This is a genomic window from Planococcus sp. SSTMD024 (genome assembly GCF_041320495.1).
Classification (GTDB): Bacteria; Bacillota; Bacilli; order Bacillales_A; family Planococcaceae; genus Planococcus.
Map to the genome: position 1 here is coordinate 172,566 of NZ_JBGGNS010000023.1, position 17,669 is coordinate 190,234.

A 17,669-nucleotide genomic window follows, 5' to 3' on the forward strand; every position below is an offset into this window, starting at 1 on the left:
TCAGTGGACGAGCAAGCTTTTGTCTATGAAAATATGTATCCGGTAGCCCGTATTCTCTACCAAAATTTGCCGAACTTCGATGTGGCGGGATATGCCTTGTTTGCCGTCATCTTCCTGTTATCGGCACTGGTGTACAAACTGGGCTTTGCCAAGAAACTATCGATCGGAAAAAATGCTGTCATCATCTTGTTCCTGGCTGCGGGAGGATTAGGGCTGACGTTCTTAGCCTTTTTCCTGCCCGTTGTCGAGGGCTTGGTCATTGCCGCATTGATTCTCATCCTTTACAAAATCCGCCTATGGCGCGAAAAACGCGAAAACGCTGCTTCTCAATGAGAGGCAGCGTTTTTGCGTTCAAATGTTTTATAAAGGATCGGCAACAGCAGTGCATATGTCAGATGAGCCAAAATCCAGTAAAGGAACGCTCCCATATCGGTCGGTTCCGGGACATCGGCTTCCACCGCCAATATGGCGAGCGGGAAAAACAGGATGTAAGTCGGCAAAGTCAGCACCAAGCTGATGATCGTCAGCTGGCCGAATGTATAGTTGCGGCGTTTGGCGATATACACATAGACAATGCCGATCACCAGCGAGATGATTAAATGGAAAACGAATTCAGTCAGCTCCGACCAGTTCACTTGATTGACCAGCGGAATAAAGTCGACGTTCAATAACAATTCATAATTTCGGACGCCGGTCACTGCCTGCATCCACTTCAGCAACAATCCGAGAATGAGGCCGCTCCAGAAACCGATCCACAAGCCCTTCAATACTTTCATCAGAAATCATCCTCGATGCTGCGGGAACTGCGGAAGAAATGGAAACGCCCGGTTGCTAGACGCTCTTCTGTCCGTTTGGTGATCCGGTCGTGGCATTCTTCGCACATATGGGTGTGGATCGGCCGGTTGCGGAGGCGCTTGGCTTGCAAGGTATCGTCTTCCAGTTCTTCGATCTTATCGCAGATGACGCATTGAACACGCATAGTTATTCCTCCTATTCGACCCGGATGGCGGAGACATGGGTAATGGGCTGATCGGTATTTGAGCCATCCGGCAATAGGATATGGACCGGCCCGTCTTCACGGAGAGGCTTCCCATCCTGGCTGAATTTAAAAATCAATTGCTTGGCCTCTTCGATCGGGAAGGCGTGTTCGCCCGAAGCGGTTTCGAAAACAACTTGCGAGGCGCCGTTAGCTGGCTCTGCGTTTTCGAGGAATGGCTGGAACCGCATGCCGAATGTGCCTGTCAGCATGTCTTGTTTTTCCTGGCGCTTGTACTTTTTCTCTGAATTCAAGGTCGGCGGAACGGTAGCGCCTTCCATGATTTCACGCGACCAATGTTCGCCCATGCCGCGTTTGTATTCTTCCAGATCATCTTTATCGACGTGCTCTTCTGTAAAGAAAGTCCGAAGATCCACTTTGCGGTCATCGAAAATCCACACGGTCGGATCCAAGGTCAGTTTGTATTGGACTTCCCCTTTGAACGGTATGATGAATTCCATAAATAAAACCCTCCATTATAGTAGCTCTCCTCTTCAGTATAACTGTTCGGCCCCGATTCCCAAAGGGTTTAATCCCTTTTATGAGAGACTTGCAATTTGACAGCGTAAAAGATACACTTTAAACAGGCTAATGGAGCAGAAATACAAGTGATGGGGGAGTCCTCATGGAACATACAGAAGAACAGACTTATCAGGAAAAAGCGCTGGAACTCCTTAAAGCTGATGCAGAGAAAATTGAGCAATTGATCAAGGTGCAGATGGATCATCTTACATTGCCTTCCTGCCCTTTATATGAAGAAGTTCTTGATACGCAAATGTTTGGCTTATCACGGGAAATCGACTTCGCCGTCAAACTCGGCTTGATTGAACGTGAGACCGGTAAAAATTTAATGGATACGCTGGAGAAGAAACTGTCCATCCTCCACGATGCGTATACAAATAAATGACCCAAAACTCAAACGATTCCAGTTTGAGTTTTTTTACTAATGAATCCAATTGAATGAGGTATAAAACAATGAAATCCTACATCAAGAAATACGGCAAGTACATAGACTATCCGCTTCTCTTTACATACCTGACCCTGACTATTTTCGGGCTGATCATGATTTACTCCTCGAGCATGGCCTGGTCCGTAAACTATTATAATGACTCACCGGACCGCTTCTACATACAGCAATTGATCAACTTGGCCATCGCCTATCCTGCATTCCTGCTCGCCGCCGTCTTCCCCTATAAGCATTTCAAGAAAAAATGGATGATGGCGACCGTTCTCGCGGTCATCTTTACGGGGCTCATCCTGGTTCATTTTATCGGCTTTGCGGCAGGCGGTGCGAAAAGTTGGATCAGCCTCGGCTTTGCCAATATCCAGCCATCGGAAGTCGCCAAAGTCGGGTTGATTTTTTATTTAGCGGGCGTATTCTCCAATAAATACCGCAACGGGTCCATCAACAAACTGAACGAATCGATCATCCCGCCGGTCATCATTTTGACCGCTGTCTTGCTGCTGGTTTTCCTTGAGCCTGACTTGGGCTCCATGGTGATCATCGGCGCGGTCGGCCTGTCTGTGATGGCGGCATCAGGTGTCCGCCTGAAACCGTTCGTGAAATTGGCGGGCATCGTCATTACAGCTGCGGCCGTCTTTATCGTGCCGGCGATGATTTTTGCCAAAGACCTGATTTTTACAGAAAAACGGGTAGGCCGCATCGACGCCTTCTTTAACCCGTTTTCCGATGAGCTCGGATTCGGCTTCCAGATCGTCAATGGGTATTTGGCAATCGGCTCAGGAGGGCTTAGCGGCCTTGGGCTCGGCCAATCCATCCAGAAGCTCGGCTATTTGCCGGAACCCCATACCGATTTCATCATGTCGGTCATCGCGGAAGAGCTTGGCGTTTTGGGTGTCCTCGTCGTCATCGGCGGCCTCGGCTTCGTCGTCCTGCGCGGGTTGTGGATTGCCATGACGACCAGCGACCCACTTGCACGCATGCTCGCAGCCGGTGTCGCAAGCATGATCGGCATCCAGTCGTTCGTCAACCTTGGCGGGCTATCGGGCATCATTCCGCTGACAGGGGTGACACTTCCGTTTATAAGCTATGGCGGAACCTCGGTAATTTTGTTATCGTTAGCTATGGGAGTATTAATGAATGTTTCCATGTTCAATAAATACGAAAAAACGAAAAAGTAAAGGGTGTGCGTCGGAGTGAAAGAGATTAACAAGATCTTAGTAGCCAACCGCGGAGAAATTGCAATTCGGATCTTCCGCGCCTGTACAGAACTGAATCTTCGGACAGTTGCGATTTATTCGCAGGAAGACAGCGGTTCGTTTCATCGTTACAAAGCTGACGAATCGTATTTAGTCGGCAAAGGAAAAAAGCCGATCGATGCTTATTTGGACATTGAAGATATCATTCGCATCGCTAAAGACTCAGGAGTGGACGCTATTCACCCAGGGTACGGATTCTTATCCGAAAACGTGCATTTTGCGCGCCGCTGTGAAGAGGAAGGTATTGTATTCATCGGGCCGACCTCGCGCCATCTCGATATGTTCGGGGACAAAGTCAAAGCCCGTGACCAAGCGATCGCTGCAGGCATTCCTGTCATTCCGGGCACGGACGGCCCTGTCGAATCGCTGGCTGAAGTGGAAGCGTTTGCTGGACAAGCCGGGTTCCCGTTGATGATCAAAGCATCACTAGGCGGCGGCGGCCGCGGCATGCGCATCGTCAAAGACGAAAGTGAATTGGCATCGTCTTACGAGCGTGCGAAATCCGAAGCGAAGGCTGCTTTCGGTTCCGACGAGATGTACGTGGAAAAATTCGTAGACAAACCGAAACATATCGAAGTGCAGATCCTCGGCGATGCAGAAGGCAATATCATCCATTTATACGAGCGTGATTGCTCGATTCAGCGTCGCCATCAAAAAGTGGTAGAAATTGCGCCTTCAAACTCAATCAGCAATAGCTTGCGCAATGAAATTTGCGATGCGGCTGTCAAACTGATGAAAAACATTGATTACATAAATGCGGGAACCGTCGAGTTTTTGGTAGCGGGCGATGAGTTTTATTTCATCGAAGTCAATCCCCGTATCCAAGTAGAGCACACGATTACGGAAATGGTTACAGGAATCGACATCGTCCATGCCCAAATCAATATCGCTCGCGGGCATGCGCTTCACAGTGAAGTGATCGGCATCCCGAAACAAGAAGATATCCCGTTGTTCGGTTTTGCCATCCAATCCCGTGTGACGACGGAAGATCCATTGAATGACTTCATGCCGGATGCGGGGCGTTTGATGGTGTACCGCTCAGGCGGCGGATTTGGCGTGCGCCTGGATGCCGGAAATGGCTTCCAAGGAGCGGTCATTTCCCCTTATTACGATTCATTGCTCGTTAAGGTGTCTACATGGGCGACAACGTTCAAAGAAGCCGCAGCGAAAATGGACCGCAACTTGCAGGAATTCCGCATCCGCGGAATCAAGACGAATATCCCGTTCCTTGAAAATGTGGTAAAACATCAAAATTTCATCAGCGGAGATTTCGATACCAGCTTTATCGACAGCACACCGGAGCTGTTTAAATTCCCGGTACGCCAAGACCGCGGAACGAAATTGCTCAGCTATATCGGCAATGTGACGGTAAACGGCTTCCCTGGCATCGAGAAGAAACAGAAACCGATCCATGCCGCACCGCGCAAACCGGAAATCGACATTATTACGGAAGTTCCAGCCGGCACCAAGCAAATCCTCGATGAGCGCGGACCGGAAGGATTGTCGAAATGGATACTTGAACAAGACGATGTTCTCCTGACGGATACGACTTTGCGCGATGCCCATCAATCGCTTCTTGCCACGCGCATGCGTTCACACGATATGTTTGCAGTCGCGAAAGAAACAGCCCGGCTCCAAAGCGATTTGTTCTCAATGGAGATGTGGGGCGGAGCGACATTCGATGTCTCATACCGCTTCTTGAAGGAAGACCCGTGGCAGCGCCTCATCAAGTTGCGCGAAGACATTCCGAACGTCTTGTTCCAGATGTTGTTCCGCGGAGCGAATGCGGTCGGCTATAAAAACTATCCGGATAACGTCATCCGCGAGTTTGCAAAAACATCCGCTGAAGCTGGAATCGACGTATTCCGTATTTTCGACAGCCTCAACTGGATTAAAGGGATGGAAGTTGCCATCGACGAAGTCCGTAATTCCGGAAAAGTCGCAGAAGCGGCGATTTGCTATACCGGCGACATCCTTGACCCGAGCCGCGACAAATACACGGTTCAGTATTATAAAGATATGGCGAAGGAACTGGAAGCAGCAGGCGCCCATATCCTGGCGATCAAGGATATGGCCGGGCTTTTGAAGCCGGAAGCTGCGTACCGACTCGTTTCTGAATTGAAGGATACGGTGTCCTTGCCGATTCATTTGCACACGCATGATACGAGCGGAAACGGCATTTACCTTTATTCCAAAGCGATTGAAGCAGGCGTCGATATTGTAGATACCGCCCTTGGCACCATGGCGGGGCTTACGTCTCAGCCTAGCGCCAACTCGCTGTATTATGCGATGAGCGGCGGCAAGCGGAAAATCAGAGCGGATATCGAGTCTCTTGAGACCATGTCCCATTATTGGGAAGATGTCCGCAAGTATTACAGTGATTTCGAGAGCGGAATGAATAGCCCGCACTCGGAAATCTATGTCCACGAAATGCCGGGCGGGCAGTATAGCAACTTGCAGCAGCAAGCGAAAGCGGTCGGCCTCGGTATGCGCTGGGAAGAAGTGAAGGAAATGTATTCCCGCGTCAACATGCTGTTCGGAGATGTCGTGAAAGTCACGCCGTCATCGAAAGTGGTTGGGGACATGGCTTTGTTCATGGTCCAGAACGAACTGGATGAACAAACCGTGCTGACACGCGGCGAGAATATCGATTTCCCTGAGTCGGTCATCGAGTTCTTCGAAGGCTATATCGGCCAGCCGCACGGCGGCTTCCCGAAACAATTGCAAAAAGTGATCTTGAAAGAACGCGAGCCGATTACGGTGCGCCCGGGCGAACTGCTCGAACCGGCAGACTTTGACGCCATCCGCGAGAAACTGTTCGAGCGGCTGCAGCGCCCGGTCACGAGTCATGAAGTGCTGGCCTATGCACTTTATCCAAAGGTTTTCGAAGAGTACAGCGTGACGAACCAAACGTTCGGGGATGTATCGGTCCTTGATACCCTGACCTTCCTTTACGGCATGCGCCTAAGCGAAGAAATCGAAGTCGAGATCGAAAAAGGAAAGACCCTGATGATCAAGCTCGTGTCCATCGGCGAACCGCAAAAAGACGGCACGCGCATCATCTATTTCGAATTGAACGGACAACCACGTGAAATCAGCATCCAGGATATGACCGTGGAAACCGATTCAGCCGCCAAACCGAAAGCCGACCCGACCAAAGAAAACCATATTGCAGCGACAATGCCTGGCACTGTCCTGAAAGTAGTCGGTGAAAAAGGGTTGAAAGTAAAACGGGGCGACCATCTGCTGGTGACGGAAGCAATGAAGATGGAAACGACCGTCCAAGCGCCGTTTGACGGAACGATCCAGGAAATTTACGTGACAGCTGGCGATGGCATTTCAACAGGTGATTTGCTCATTGAAATGGAATCGAAATAACATGAAAAAATCCGGTGCGAATTTCGCACCGGATTTTTTATTTGGATTTGATGAACTTGCTTCTGGAGACGAGAAGGACCATGTAACACAATAATCCGAAAAGCATCGAGATGAGCAAGGAGTGGAGCAATGCGACAGCCAGATTCAACTTCGTCAAGACGACGAGCATGCCGCTCGTTGCTTGGAGAAGCACGATGATGAAGGCGATCAACCAGCCCCAGTAGATGACCCGCTGGTCGCGGTAATGGCGATACGCATGGAGTGCAATCACGCCGAGCCAGATGACGATCAGCGCAGCGGCAAAACGGTGGCCCATCTGGACCCATTCATACATATTGTTTGGCAGCGCGAATTGGTCGTTGCGGCATAAAGGCCAATCGGAACAAATCAGGCTCGATTCCGTATGGCGGACGAGTGCTCCTGTGTAGACGACGACATAAGAATACAAGGCAACGCCGAGCGTATGGAACTTCAATGTGCGTCCGATCTGCACGCGGTCCGCATCGAACTTGCGATCGACTTCGAAGATGAGCAAGGTCAAAAGAAGCACCGCAGCGAACGACAGAAGGGAGATCCCGAAGTGGAGCGCGAGGATGAAATCGCCTTGGCCCCATAGCACTTGCGCCGCGCCGATCAAAGCTTGCAGCACGAGGAAGAAGACAGCCATGAAAGCGAGGAACTTCGTTTCGCGCACATGGCCGAACTTGCGCCACGCCCATACAGCCAAAATCACAATCAAAATCCCGACTACGCCTGTTACAAGGCGATGGGAGAACTCGATCAGCACTTCAGGGGTGATTTCCCGCGGAATCAAATTGCCGTTGCAGTCTGGCCAGTTTCGGCCGCAGCCCATGCCGCTGTCGGTTTTGGTCACTAAAGCCCCGCCGAGGAGGATGAGCAGCATGCCGATTGATGCTAGAACCCCGAATATTTTTATATAGATGTTGCTTTTCAAATTGCCACCTACTTTTTTTAGAAAAACTTTTAGCGTTAACGATAACCTGCATACTCGATGATAGCGAAACTATGTTTAAAATACAACGAGAAATCAGCGTTCGCCTAAACTTTCAAGAATTGGACATAATACTAGCGACCTTCACAAACTGTTCAAAAACAAGGTTTTTTCTATCTTAAAATAACGAGGAGGCTACTGTATGATTAGAGATGAATATTTGTAAGACCAATTGCGTGAAATCATCATTTATATCAGGAAATTTCAGTAATATGTAGAAAAGAAGCTGGAATTTAGATATAGTTATGGTTAGCGGAATATGCTTACAACTTTGAAAGGAGGGAGTTATATGTCAAACGGCCGGTCTATGTCTGCAGAACCGACCGATGCTGTAGAATCGAGCACGTTCACTAAAGATTTTCTGGCACTTATTAAGATTGGAATTGTCAATTCCAATTTAATTACCGTCTTTACGGGACTGTGGCTCGCTTTCCAGTTTTCGGATAAGAATTTCCTTGACCATATGGATATTCTTGTCTACACCATCGTCGGTTCGGCATTGATCATTGCGGGGTCTGCGGCGATGAATAATTATATCGACACAGATATTGACCCATTGATGGCTAGCAAGAGAGCCCGTCCGACAGTTACGGGCAGGTTCAAGCCATCCGCTGTCTTGGCACTCGCCATTTCTTTCATTGTTATAGGCGAACTCTTTTTGTTTTCCGCTTCTGTTTCAGCAGGTCTGTTTGGAATCGCCGGCATCCTGGCTTATGTTGTCCTCTACTCGATGTGGTCAAAGAGACGGCATGTCGGCAATACGATCGTCGGCAGCATTTCCGGCGCAATTCCGCCGCTTATCGGCTGGGCTGCGGTGGAGCCGACGCTCGGTACGGGCGCTTGGGCGCTGTTTCTGATCATGTTCATTTGGCAGCCGCCGCATTTTTATGCGCTAGCCATGAAACGGACGGAAGAGTATCGGGCCGCAAATATTCCGATGCTTCCGGTGGTCAAAGGATTCCACCGGACAAAAAAATCGATGCTTGCATGGGTTTTACTGCTTTTCCCATTGCCGTTCTTGCTTATGGAACTTGGGATAGGCTTCATCATCTTGGCTACAGCGTTGAATATCGGATGGCTTGTTCTTGCGATCCGTGGCTTCAAAGCGGCTGATGATTTGAAATGGGCGAAGAAAATGTTCATCTATTCATTGAACTATATGACGATTCTGTTTGTCTCGATGATCATTTTCGCTGTATTCGCCTAAATTCTTTTTTTACTTAACTGTAAAACACTTTATTCAGAGAGGGGTATGAAAAGCTATGATGAAAGGACCTAAGAAATGGCGCCTCTTCGCCTTGATGACCGCATTGCTTGTTTTTCTTTCAGGCTGCGGACGTGAAGAGATCTCGACGCTGATACCGGCTGGTAAGGTTGCGCAAGATCAGTTCAACTTGCTGATTTTGTCATCCATTGTCATGTTATTCGTTATCGTCGTCGTTACTATCATCTATGTATTGGCAATTGTAAAATTCCGCCGTTCAAAAGTAGGGGAGGACATGATCCCTGAACAAGTCGAAGGAAGCGCACGTCTTGAGTTTATCTGGACAGCAATTCCAATCGTCCTGCTTTTGATCCTCGCTGTTCCGACGGTCTACTCAACATTCGACCTGGCTGATGTCACGGCGATGGACGCACAGGACGAAGATGGCGTGGCTGAGAATTTGACGGTTAATGTTACCGGTAAACTTTACTGGTGGGAATTCGAGTATCCTGAACAGGAAATCATCACTGCACAGGAACTGGTCGTCCCGACTGGCGAACGCGTCTACTTCAACTTGATTGCCGCAGACGTTAAGCACTCGTTCTGGATCCCTTCTGTTGGCGGCAAGCTCGACGTCAACCCTGAAAACGTCAACACGTTCTACCTGGAATTCGACAAAGAATCTTCAGAACTTGAAGAAGGCGTTTACTTCGGTAAATGTGCCGAGCTTTGCGGGCCATCCCACGCTTTGATGGATTTCAAGGTCAAAACGCTTAACCGCGAAGACTTTGATGCATGGGTAGCTGCAATGCAGGAAGAACAAGCTGCACCTACAGAAACTGTTGCTCAAGAAGGACAGGAGATCTTCGAGCAGAGCTGTATCGCCTGCCACGCAACTAACGCGACAGGAGCGGCTCCTGGAGTCGGGCCGAACCTTGCAACATTCGGTGACCGCAATACAATCGCCGGCTTTATGGAACACGATGAAGAAACATTGAAAAACTGGATTGCTGATCCTCAGCAATACAAGCCAGGCAACTTGATGCCTAACCCTGAATCTTTGAATAACGGAGAACCATTCTCTGATCAAGAGCTCGATGCACTTGCTGCATACTTGATGGGCTTGAAAGTTGAAGAGTAAAAGTTAAAAAAGGAGGTAAACTATTGTGAGTTCTAACTCTCAGAAAAAGGGTTTCGGCGCTACAATATGGGACTACTTAACAACAGTAGACCATAAGAAAATCGCGATCCTCTACTTGATCTCCGGCGGATTCTTCTTCCTAGTCGGCGGCGTAGAAGCGATGATGATCCGGATTCAGCTTATGAAAGCCGGAAACGATTTCCTCAGCGCCGGAACATACAACGAAGTTTTAACAATGCACGGAACGACCATGATCTTCCTTGCAGCCATGCCAATCCTTTTGGCATTCATGAACGCCGTCTCACCTTTGCAAATCGGTGCGCGTGACGTAGCGTTTCCTTTCCTGAACTCACTTGGGTTCTGGCTGTTCTTCTTCGGGGGCGTATTCCTGAACCTTTCATGGTTCCTAGGGGGAGCACCGGATGCAGGATGGACAAACTATGCTTCTTTGGCACTTGCCTCTGAAGGCCACGGAATCGATTTCTACTCGCTTGGTTTGACGATATCCGGTTTCGGTACCTTGATTGCGGGGATTAACTTCCTTGTTACAATCATCAACATGCGTGCTCCGGGTATGACGTATATGAGAATGCCGCTTTTCACTTGGACGACTTTCGTAGCGTCCGCGTTGATTCTCTTGGCGTTCCCTCCACTGACTGTCGGTATCTTCTTCATGGTATTTGACCGTTTGTTCGGGGCTAACTTCTTCGATGTAACGATGGGCGGTAACACGATCATCTGGGAGCATTTCTTCTGGATCTTCGGTCACCCCGAAGTTTATATCTTGATCTTGCCAGCGTTTGGTATTTTCTCTGAAATCTTTGCGATTTTCTCCCGCAAACGCCTTTTCGGTTACACGGCATTGGTATTTGCGACAATCCTGATCGGTTTCTACGGATTCATGGTTTGGGCTCACCACATGTTTACAGTTGGTCTTGGACCGACAGCTAACGCGGTTTTCGCCCTTGCAACGATGATCATCGCAGTTCCGACAGGGATCAAAATCTTTAACTGGCTATTGACGATCTGGGGAGGAAGCATTTCCTTCACAGTGCCGATGATCTACGCAGTTGCGTTCATTCCGTCATTCGTTGCCGGTGGGGTAACAGGTGTCATGCAGGCGATTGCGCCGCTTGATTACCAGCTCCACGATTCTTACTTTATCGTCGCCCACTTCCACTACGTAATCGTTGGTGGTGTTGTATTGGCTATTTTGGCAGGTACGCATTTGTACTGGCCGAAAATGTTCGGTACGATGTTGAGCGAAAAACTTGGGAAATGGACATTCTGGTTCTTCTTTATCGGATTCCATTTGACATTCTTTATCCAGCATTTCCTCGGCCTCATGGGTATGCCTCGCCGTGTTTATACGTTCGGAGCAGACCAAGGTTGGGATCTATTTAACGCAATCAGCTCGGCTGGTGCCTTGCTCATGGCAATCGGCATAATCATCCTTCTCATCAACGTTGTCATGACGGTTGCGAAGAATGAGCGCGTCGGTAATGACCCATGGGGAGACGGACGTACGCTTGAATGGGCGATCCCGTCACCACCGCCGTTTTATAACTTTGCACAAACACCGCTTGTCCGTGGACTTGACCCGTACTGGATCGAGAAAATGGAAGGCAATAAAGAAGGCATGGTCTATGCTGAGCCACTCGGCGATATCCACATGCCGAACGGTTCATTCATTCCTTTCGTCATCTCACTTGGCATGTTCATCGCGGCGTTTGGCGCGATGTACCACGTGGATGGGCAAGCTTGGGCGCTTCCGGTATTGATCGGCGGCCTTGCGATAACATTCGGCTCCATGCTTGTGCGTTCTTTGAAAGATGACCTTGGTTTCCATGTAACGAAAGAAGAATTGATTGAGGATAACGAACGCATTCAAAGAGAAGCAAGAGCGCTGGAAGGAGGCAAAAAAGGTGGACTTAAATAAGCGATATACCCCACAAACCTGGCCCGATCATCCTGAAACGGCGACGCTCGAAGGGAAGAACAAGTTCGTTGGGTTCTGGCTGCTGTTGGCAGCTGAGACCGTCACCTTCGCCTCTCTCTTCGCAACTTATCTTGCGTTGAAAGACAAAGGCCCAAGCGGAATGGAATTTTCCGCTGCCGGCTTGTTCGAACTGCCACTTGTTTTTGCCATGACGATGATTCTTTTGACATCTTCGTTGACGAGTGTTTACGCGATCTATCATATGAAGAATCATAATTTCAAAGCGATGCAAGCATGGCTAGGAATTACCGTCCTTTTAGGTCTCGCATTCCTAGGTTTGGAGATTTATGAATTTAACCATTATGTACATCTGGGCTTCGGCTACACCAATAGTGCTTTCAGTTCGGCTTTCTATACGCTAGTTGGAACACACGGCGCCCACGTAGTCTTCGGGCTTAGCTGGTTCATCGCCTTGATGCTCCGCAACGCTAAACGCGGATTGAACATGTACAATGCACCGAAGTTCTATCTTGCCGCTCTTTACTGGCATTTCATTGACGTAGTATGGGTGTTTATCTTCACTGTAGTCTACTTGATGGGAGTGATCGGTTAATATGGCACACGATACTCATGACATTCACAGATCCAGAGCTGAATTCGAATTCGTAAAGAAAAAGCGCGCTGCTGAAATGCGTAGCCAGTTGACGTCATTCGCTATGATGATTTTCCTGACATTGATCGCATTCACTTTAGTGGCAGCTGATTTCTCGAATTACTTGATCGTGCCGATTATCTTGCTATTGGCTGCAATCCAAGTTGTACTTCAGCTGTATCATTTCATGCACATGAGCAATAAAGGCCACGGCATGATGGCATTCTTCATGTTCAGCGGAATGTTCGTAGCCTTTACGATCGTTCTTGCAATGGTTGCCATCGTTTGGTGGTAAAATGAAAAAACTCCGGACTTTAACAGTCCGGAGTTTTTTTGTGCCTAAACGGTGTGTATCGGCAAATGTCATGATTCGTTCATTGATATGGCTAGGCAACCCCTATATAATGAGGTTACTTAAGGAAAAAGGAGGTACGGTCTAATGCCGATCAGCATTTTTGGCTTCGAGGCATTATGGAGCCCCTGGTATTTCGGATTTCTCGTACTGATTACGCTTTTATATTTTCTAGTCACCACCAAGTGGAGAAATAAATTCACCGATAGTGAACCGCTTCAACCCAAGCAGGCCTTGCTCTTTGTGTCAGGAATGGCTTTGATTTACATCTTGAAAGGCTCACCGGTCGATTTGCTTGGACACATTACCTTGACGATGCATATGGTTCAGATGGGCTTGCTTCTGCTATTGGCTGCCCCGCTCATCATCATGGGGATCCCATCCTATATTTGGCGGGCGTTCATTGCTTTGCCGGTCATTAACCCTTTGTTCATGTTTTTCACTAAACCATTGATTGCCTTGCTGTTGTTCAGCTTGTTCTTCTCGGTTTACCATTTGCCGCTTGTCTTCGACTTCGTCAAGCAGGACATGCTCATCCACAGCATCGTCAGCACTTTGTTATTCGTATCGGCACTTCTTTACTGGTGGCCGGTGGTCAACAATCTTGAAGGCATGCATAAATTTCACGGCCTGAAAAAGTTGGGCTATTTATTCGGCTTGAGCGTTTTAATGACACCAGCTTGTGCATTGATCATCTTCAGCACGTCACCATTTTATGCCACCTATTCAGACGGGGAAGCTTGGATGCAGGCGATGGCCTTATGCGTACCTGCAGGAACATTGGCACAGCTCAACCTGTCCGGGCCGGAACTTTTCACGAACATGTCGTTGATCGAAGACCAGCGCACAGGTGGCATCACGATGAAGATTATCCAGGAATTGGTCTTCACCGTATTCATTTGGCTGGTCTTCCATGAGTGGCTCAAAAATGAAACAGCCAATGCCGATGAAATTACGGCCAAAGTTTTGCAGGACCGCAAAGATATGGCGTATTACAGACATAATGGGCAATGACCCAAAAGGAGTTTAATTAAATGAATTTGCCGCTATTGCCAACCATCAGTACATTCTTTATCGTCTTGAGCGCCGTATTGGTGGCGATCGGATGGAACTTGATCCTCAAACGCCGCATTGAAGCACATAAAAAAGTGATGCTCGGCGCCGGGGCTGCTGCGCTTACGTTTTTCATCATCTATGTCTCGCGCACTTTATTTGTCGGAAATACCGCATTCGGCGGGCCGGACGAGTTGAAGATCTATTACACCGTCTTTCTGATTTTCCATATCACGCTCGCAACGATCGGGGCTGTGATGGGGCTGGTGACTATTTACTGGGGCTTGAAAAATCGCCTCGACAAACACCGCAAGATCGGGCCATTCACGAGCGTGGTCTGGTTCTTCACCGCCATTACAGGAGTAACCGTTTATTTATTGCTTTATGTATTCTACGAAGGCGGGCACACGACTTCCGTTTTCAAAGCGATTCTGGGCGGATAAAAAAAGCACTGAGCATAACTTGCTCAGTGTTTTTTCAGAGTGTTGAAGAAATCTGTAATTCGCTATAAATGAAAAAGGAGACCGCTTATTCCACATTCAAAAATCAATGTTCTATGCAAGTATTTGGAGAAGCGTTCGCTCGTAACCCCTTCTGCTCAATAATGCTACGCATTACTTTCGCAAAGATAATGTCTCCCGTAGGTCGACCTTATCTTTCCTGTGGATCAGCGAGACGACCGAGACCCCGCAAGCAATGAATGAGCGAAGCTATGCTGAGCACATTCATTTGCGACGCATCTGCTTGCAAATCTTTTTTGCGATGCACGAACATCGTGAGGGTTGAGCAGATGTGGGAGCACAAGGGTTTTCGATAGCGGCTGAGGAGGCTTGGGCGCGAGCCCACGGAGTCGTGCGATAAGCTTCGGAAAATACGGTGTCTAACCTTTCTCGAAAAACCGTAAAAGCACTGAGCATAAGTTGCTCAGTGCTTTTTTGTGCATTTTAAACTTTAAACTCCATTTTGATGATTCCGGCTTCGCGTGCCGAAGTAAAGAGAATAACCAATAGCGGCCCGATGAAGAATCCAAGAAAGCCGATCAGTTGAAGCCCGATGAACATGGCGATCAATGTGGCGAGGGGGGATAGCCCGATTTGGGTTCCCATCACTTTCGGCTCAACCGTTCTCCGGATGACCAATAACACCAAGGCCAAAATTGCAAGCTGCGTTCCTTGGACGATATCGCCGACGATGAACATGTAAATGAACCATGGAGTCAATACGATGATCGAACCGAGGATCGGGATGAAATCGACAACCCAAATGACCAGCGACATGACCAAGGCGTATTCAGGAGCGATAAATAATAGAGCGATCAATGAAACCGCAAAGATGATCAAGCTGACAAGGAATTGGGCTTTCAGGAAGCCGAAAACGACATTGTTCAGCCTGGCGCTCATAAAGCGCACTTTCTCAGCTGTCGACTCCTTCAAGCGGTTGAACATCATGCCTTTCAACTCCATCAAATCGAGCATGAATAAGAACAATGCGATGAGGAAGACGATGAAGCTGACCAAAAATGAAGGGATGCCCGTCAATAAATTGGTGACCGTATCATAATTGACGAATGTTAGGATCCAATCGCGGATGCCTTCCGCAAAAGCGATCATTTCCGTTTCGAATGAATTGACAACTTCGACAGGCATTTCGGCGGTGGAACGCAGGAAAAAGGCTTCTACTTCGCCCCACATATGGGAGAGGGAATTTGTATACTCTGGAACCATTTTTGAGAATTGTATAATTTGTCCAACCAACTGGGTGATGATCCAGTAAACCAAGCCGGATGCGATGACGAGGAATAGGATAAACACTGTGATGACTGCGCCTTTACGTTTCCATTTGAACCTTCTCTGCACGAATTTGACGAAGGGTTCGAGGAAGATGGCGGTGAGCAGGGCGATGATCAACGGAACAGCGATCGGCAATATGTATATAGAGATTAAAACCACAATAGCGATGACCAGCAATATGGTTGCCAGTTTTTTATTAAACCACTTGCCCACAATAAACCTCCTTCAATTGACTAGATGAAATTCCGCGGCAAAGCATTTGTTTAAAAAAACCGCAGTTCGTATTGAACTGCGGAAATTTTACGCTTTGATTTCGAACTCGGTAATTTCTTTTTTGATGGAAGCCAAAATTTCAGCGCCAGTTTTCAATAGGTGATCCGGGAAATGTTCGTCTTCGCCATATTCGATGCCGTGCGGGTAGTAGTGCTTGCCCATGACCGGCTTCAAGACGCGTACGGTCGCATCGTTAGCATCAACATCTCCGTCGATGGCATAAGCGAAAACGCGCAAATAATAAGTGCCTTCACGGACGATGAATTTGCGGTCGTAAGTGACACGCTCATAATCCCACTGGCCTTCTTTCGTCAAGCCATGCTTGTTCATGATGTCTTCAAGCAATGTAATATCCACTTCGATGTTCTCTAATCCTGTATTTTCAAAATACATGGGATCTCCTCCTCTATAACAAAAAAAGACTGAATGCTCCTTTAATAATAGATCATATTTTGGGTACATGCAATGGCTAGATTGTGTCAGAATGCAGGCGGCTGTTATAATGGGGAAAATGGGTGTCAGGAGCTGATTCAGTGAAGGACTTGTTACGCATCATGATTTTCTTGGCGATTGTCCTGATTGGACTGTTTTACTTGGACCCGTCAATCAGTGAAAATGAATTGCTTGAAGCGCCGCGTCCGGCCGATCCCTTGCCGGCCGATAACTTGACGGAATCGGTACTCGATGTCGAAAGGCCGTCGAGTGGGCTTTCCATACACGTCGGAGAACCGTCGGAAGATTGGTTGTCAGAGCATGGCCAGCCCGACCGTATCGAGCCATCCGCTTTTGGCTATGAGTGGTGGGTATATGATGCCGCATATTCCAATTTCGTCATGGTCGGCGTAAAGGAAGGGCGCGTTGTCCAAGTGTATGCAGCTGGCGAATCAACAGATATCGAACCATATGAAATCGGCCAGACGATAGAAGAGCTTTACAGGTTTACGATCGTCCAGAACGAAGTGACCGTCAAATACGGCACCAATACTTATACCTTCAATTTAAGTGAGCAGGACATGGACAAGCGGATTTTGGTCAGCTTTGAAGATCTCTATGCACAATTGTATATCGATGCCGAAGACCAGCAATTAGAAGCGGTCAGGTTCATGGATGCAGAAACGCTGATCCGACACCAACCTTACGATATGATGTATTCTGGAGATTTATTGGTAACCCCAAGGCCATCCTCGACTTTGCAGCGCTCCATTGATGATGCGAACGCTAAGCAATTGGTCGATTTGACCAATGTGTACCGGCTTCGCCATCAGCGCTCCTTAGTCAAAGAAAATGTGGGCATCAGTCTACTGGCCGAGCAGACGAGCGAGGAAATGGCGCGCATGGAGTTCACTTCCGCGGAGATGGAAGTGGGAGACTTGGAAGCCCGCCTGCAAGGAGCGGACATCCCATTTGACCTGGCAGCGATCAATACAGCTTCACGCTATTACGATGCGCCTGAGACACTCCATGGCTGGTTCAACTCTCCGAGCCATAGGGGAACCTTATTGAGTACACAATACAACCAGGTCGGCGTCGGCGTGTTCGGCAACTATTACAGCCAGATTCTGTTGAAGCAGGATCCGGGCGTCTATGAAAGCCAATAAGGCCAAGAGCCGGCAAGTGGG

General features: G+C 48.3%; 18 protein-coding genes. 12 read left to right on the forward strand and 6 right to left on the reverse strand.

What is annotated here, in order from left to right:
• Positions 1-3: 3 nt before the first annotated feature.
• Positions 4-333 (forward strand): YlaH-like family protein, encoded by a 330-nt coding sequence (locus tag AB9R92_RS15065; RefSeq protein WP_370670269.1) that lies wholly within the window; start codon positions 4-6, stop codon positions 331-333.
• Here the strand turns inward: AB9R92_RS15065 and AB9R92_RS15070 are convergent.
• The 3 genes from AB9R92_RS15070 to AB9R92_RS15080 are packed head-to-tail and all read right to left on the reverse strand — an operon-like array spanning position 327 to position 1,497.
• A complete protein-coding gene (locus tag AB9R92_RS15070; protein WP_370670270.1) occupies positions 327-776 on the reverse strand; it encodes a hypothetical protein in 450 nt (149 codons plus the stop codon). The genes AB9R92_RS15065 and AB9R92_RS15070 overlap by 7 nt on opposite strands.
• On the reverse strand, positions 776-979 hold the full coding sequence (locus tag AB9R92_RS15075; RefSeq protein ID WP_370670271.1) for a YlaI family protein: 204 nt from the start codon (positions 977-979) through the stop codon (positions 776-778). Before AB9R92_RS15075 ends, AB9R92_RS15070 begins: the two co-directional genes overlap by 1 nt.
• Positions 980-990: 11 nt before the next feature.
• Positions 991-1,497, reverse strand: coding sequence for a peptidyl-prolyl cis-trans isomerase (locus tag AB9R92_RS15080; RefSeq protein ID WP_370670272.1), 507 nt, complete (start codon positions 1,495-1,497; stop codon positions 991-993).
• 164 nt (positions 1,498-1,661) lie between these two features.
• Between AB9R92_RS15080 and AB9R92_RS15085 the strand changes: the two genes are divergently transcribed.
• The 3 genes from AB9R92_RS15085 to pyc all read left to right on the forward strand — a co-directional run bounded on the left by AB9R92_RS15085 (position 1,662) and on the right by pyc (position 6,634).
• Positions 1,662-1,943 carry an Fpa/YlaN family protein gene (locus AB9R92_RS15085; RefSeq protein ID WP_058383475.1) on the forward strand — a complete coding sequence of 94 codons (282 nt, stop codon included), beginning with the start codon at positions 1,662-1,664 and terminating at the stop codon, positions 1,941-1,943.
• A gap of 68 nt (positions 1,944-2,011) precedes the next feature.
• Positions 2,012-3,178: an FtsW/RodA/SpoVE family cell cycle protein gene (locus AB9R92_RS15090; RefSeq protein WP_370670273.1), complete on the forward strand. Its 1,167-nt coding sequence runs from the start codon at positions 2,012-2,014 to the stop codon at positions 3,176-3,178.
• 15 nt (positions 3,179-3,193) lie between these two features.
• Entirely contained in the window at positions 3,194-6,634 is a 3,441-nt protein-coding gene (pyc, locus tag AB9R92_RS15095) for a pyruvate carboxylase (protein ID WP_370670274.1), read from the forward strand.
• 37 nt (positions 6,635-6,671) lie between these two features.
• Here the strand turns inward: pyc and AB9R92_RS15100 are convergent, their stop codons facing one another.
• The gene (locus AB9R92_RS15100; protein ID WP_370670275.1) at positions 6,672-7,589 is read right to left on the reverse strand and encodes a COX15/CtaA family protein; all 918 of its coding nucleotides are present in this window, start codon (positions 7,587-7,589) and stop codon (positions 6,672-6,674) included.
• A 346-nt stretch (positions 7,590-7,935) separates the two neighbouring features.
• Here AB9R92_RS15100 and cyoE point away from each other — a divergent pair, with 346 nt between their 5' ends.
• The 7 genes from cyoE (at position 7,936) to AB9R92_RS15135 (ending at position 14,430) form a co-directional block, all read left to right on the forward strand.
• Positions 7,936-8,853 (forward strand): heme o synthase, encoded by a 918-nt coding sequence (cyoE, locus tag AB9R92_RS15105; RefSeq protein ID WP_370670276.1) that lies wholly within the window; start codon positions 7,936-7,938, stop codon positions 8,851-8,853.
• A gap of 55 nt (positions 8,854-8,908) precedes the next feature.
• On the forward strand, positions 8,909-9,991 hold the full coding sequence (gene coxB / locus AB9R92_RS15110; RefSeq protein WP_370670277.1) for a cytochrome c oxidase subunit II: 1,083 nt from the start codon (positions 8,909-8,911) through the stop codon (positions 9,989-9,991).
• Between the two features lie 25 nt (positions 9,992-10,016).
• On the forward strand, positions 10,017-11,930 hold the full coding sequence (locus tag AB9R92_RS15115; protein ID WP_370670278.1) for a cytochrome c oxidase subunit I: 1,914 nt from the start codon (positions 10,017-10,019) through the stop codon (positions 11,928-11,930).
• Positions 11,917-12,543, forward strand: a complete 627-nt coding sequence (locus AB9R92_RS15120; protein ID WP_370670279.1) for a cytochrome (ubi)quinol oxidase subunit III — start codon at positions 11,917-11,919, stop codon at positions 12,541-12,543. The genes AB9R92_RS15115 and AB9R92_RS15120 overlap by 14 nt, the downstream gene beginning before the upstream one ends.
• A gap of 1 nt (position 12,544) precedes the next feature.
• Positions 12,545-12,877, forward strand: coding sequence for a cytochrome c oxidase subunit IVB (gene ctaF, locus AB9R92_RS15125; protein WP_370670280.1), 333 nt, complete (start codon positions 12,545-12,547; stop codon positions 12,875-12,877).
• 144 nt (positions 12,878-13,021) lie between these two features.
• Positions 13,022-13,948: a cytochrome c oxidase assembly factor CtaG gene (ctaG, locus tag AB9R92_RS15130; RefSeq protein ID WP_370670281.1), complete on the forward strand. Its 927-nt coding sequence runs from the start codon at positions 13,022-13,024 to the stop codon at positions 13,946-13,948.
• A 20-nt stretch (positions 13,949-13,968) separates the two neighbouring features.
• Positions 13,969-14,430 carry a DUF420 domain-containing protein gene (locus AB9R92_RS15135; RefSeq protein WP_101190597.1) on the forward strand — a complete coding sequence of 154 codons (462 nt, stop codon included), beginning with the start codon at positions 13,969-13,971 and terminating at the stop codon, positions 14,428-14,430.
• Positions 14,431-14,931: 501 nt separating this feature from the next.
• Here AB9R92_RS15135 and ytvI read toward each other — a convergent pair.
• Both ytvI and AB9R92_RS15145 read right to left on the reverse strand, forming a co-directional pair.
• Entirely contained in the window at positions 14,932-15,990 is a 1,059-nt protein-coding gene (ytvI, locus tag AB9R92_RS15140) for a sporulation integral membrane protein YtvI (RefSeq protein WP_370670282.1), read from the reverse strand.
• Between the two features lie 87 nt (positions 15,991-16,077).
• A complete protein-coding gene (locus AB9R92_RS15145) occupies positions 16,078-16,443 on the reverse strand; it encodes a YugN family protein (RefSeq protein ID WP_370670283.1) in 366 nt (121 codons plus the stop codon).
• Between the two features lie 140 nt (positions 16,444-16,583).
• Between AB9R92_RS15145 and AB9R92_RS15150 the strand changes: the two genes are divergently transcribed.
• Positions 16,584-17,648, forward strand: coding sequence for a CAP domain-containing protein (locus AB9R92_RS15150; protein WP_370670284.1), 1,065 nt, complete (start codon positions 16,584-16,586; stop codon positions 17,646-17,648).
• Positions 17,649-17,669: the final 21 nt, after the last annotated feature.

Excerpts from the sequence above, each read along its gene's own strand:
- AB9R92_RS15070 (WP_370670270.1), bottom strand. The coding sequence starts at position 776 with ATGAAAGTATTGAAGGGCTTGTGGATCGGTTTCTGGAGCGGCCTCATT.
- AB9R92_RS15075 (WP_370670271.1), bottom strand. The coding sequence starts at position 979 with ATGCGTGTTCAATGCGTCATCTGCGATAAGATCGAAGAACTGGAAGAC.
- AB9R92_RS15080 (WP_370670272.1), bottom strand. The coding sequence starts at position 1,497 with ATGGAATTCATCATACCGTTCAAAGGGGAAGTCCAATACAAACTGACC.
- AB9R92_RS15085 (WP_058383475.1), top strand. The coding sequence starts at position 1,662 with ATGGAACATACAGAAGAACAGACTTATCAGGAAAAAGCGCTGGAACTC.
- AB9R92_RS15090 (WP_370670273.1), top strand. The coding sequence starts at position 2,012 with ATGAAATCCTACATCAAGAAATACGGCAAGTACATAGACTATCCGCTT.
- cyoE (WP_370670276.1), top strand. The coding sequence starts at position 7,936 with ATGTCAAACGGCCGGTCTATGTCTGCAGAACCGACCGATGCTGTAGAA.
- coxB (WP_370670277.1), top strand. The coding sequence starts at position 8,909 with ATGATGAAAGGACCTAAGAAATGGCGCCTCTTCGCCTTGATGACCGCA.
- ctaF (WP_370670280.1), top strand. The coding sequence starts at position 12,545 with ATGGCACACGATACTCATGACATTCACAGATCCAGAGCTGAATTCGAA.
- ctaG (WP_370670281.1), top strand. The coding sequence starts at position 13,022 with ATGCCGATCAGCATTTTTGGCTTCGAGGCATTATGGAGCCCCTGGTAT.
- AB9R92_RS15135 (WP_101190597.1), top strand. The coding sequence starts at position 13,969 with ATGAATTTGCCGCTATTGCCAACCATCAGTACATTCTTTATCGTCTTG.
- AB9R92_RS15145 (WP_370670283.1), bottom strand. The coding sequence starts at position 16,443 with ATGTATTTTGAAAATACAGGATTAGAGAACATCGAAGTGGATATTACA.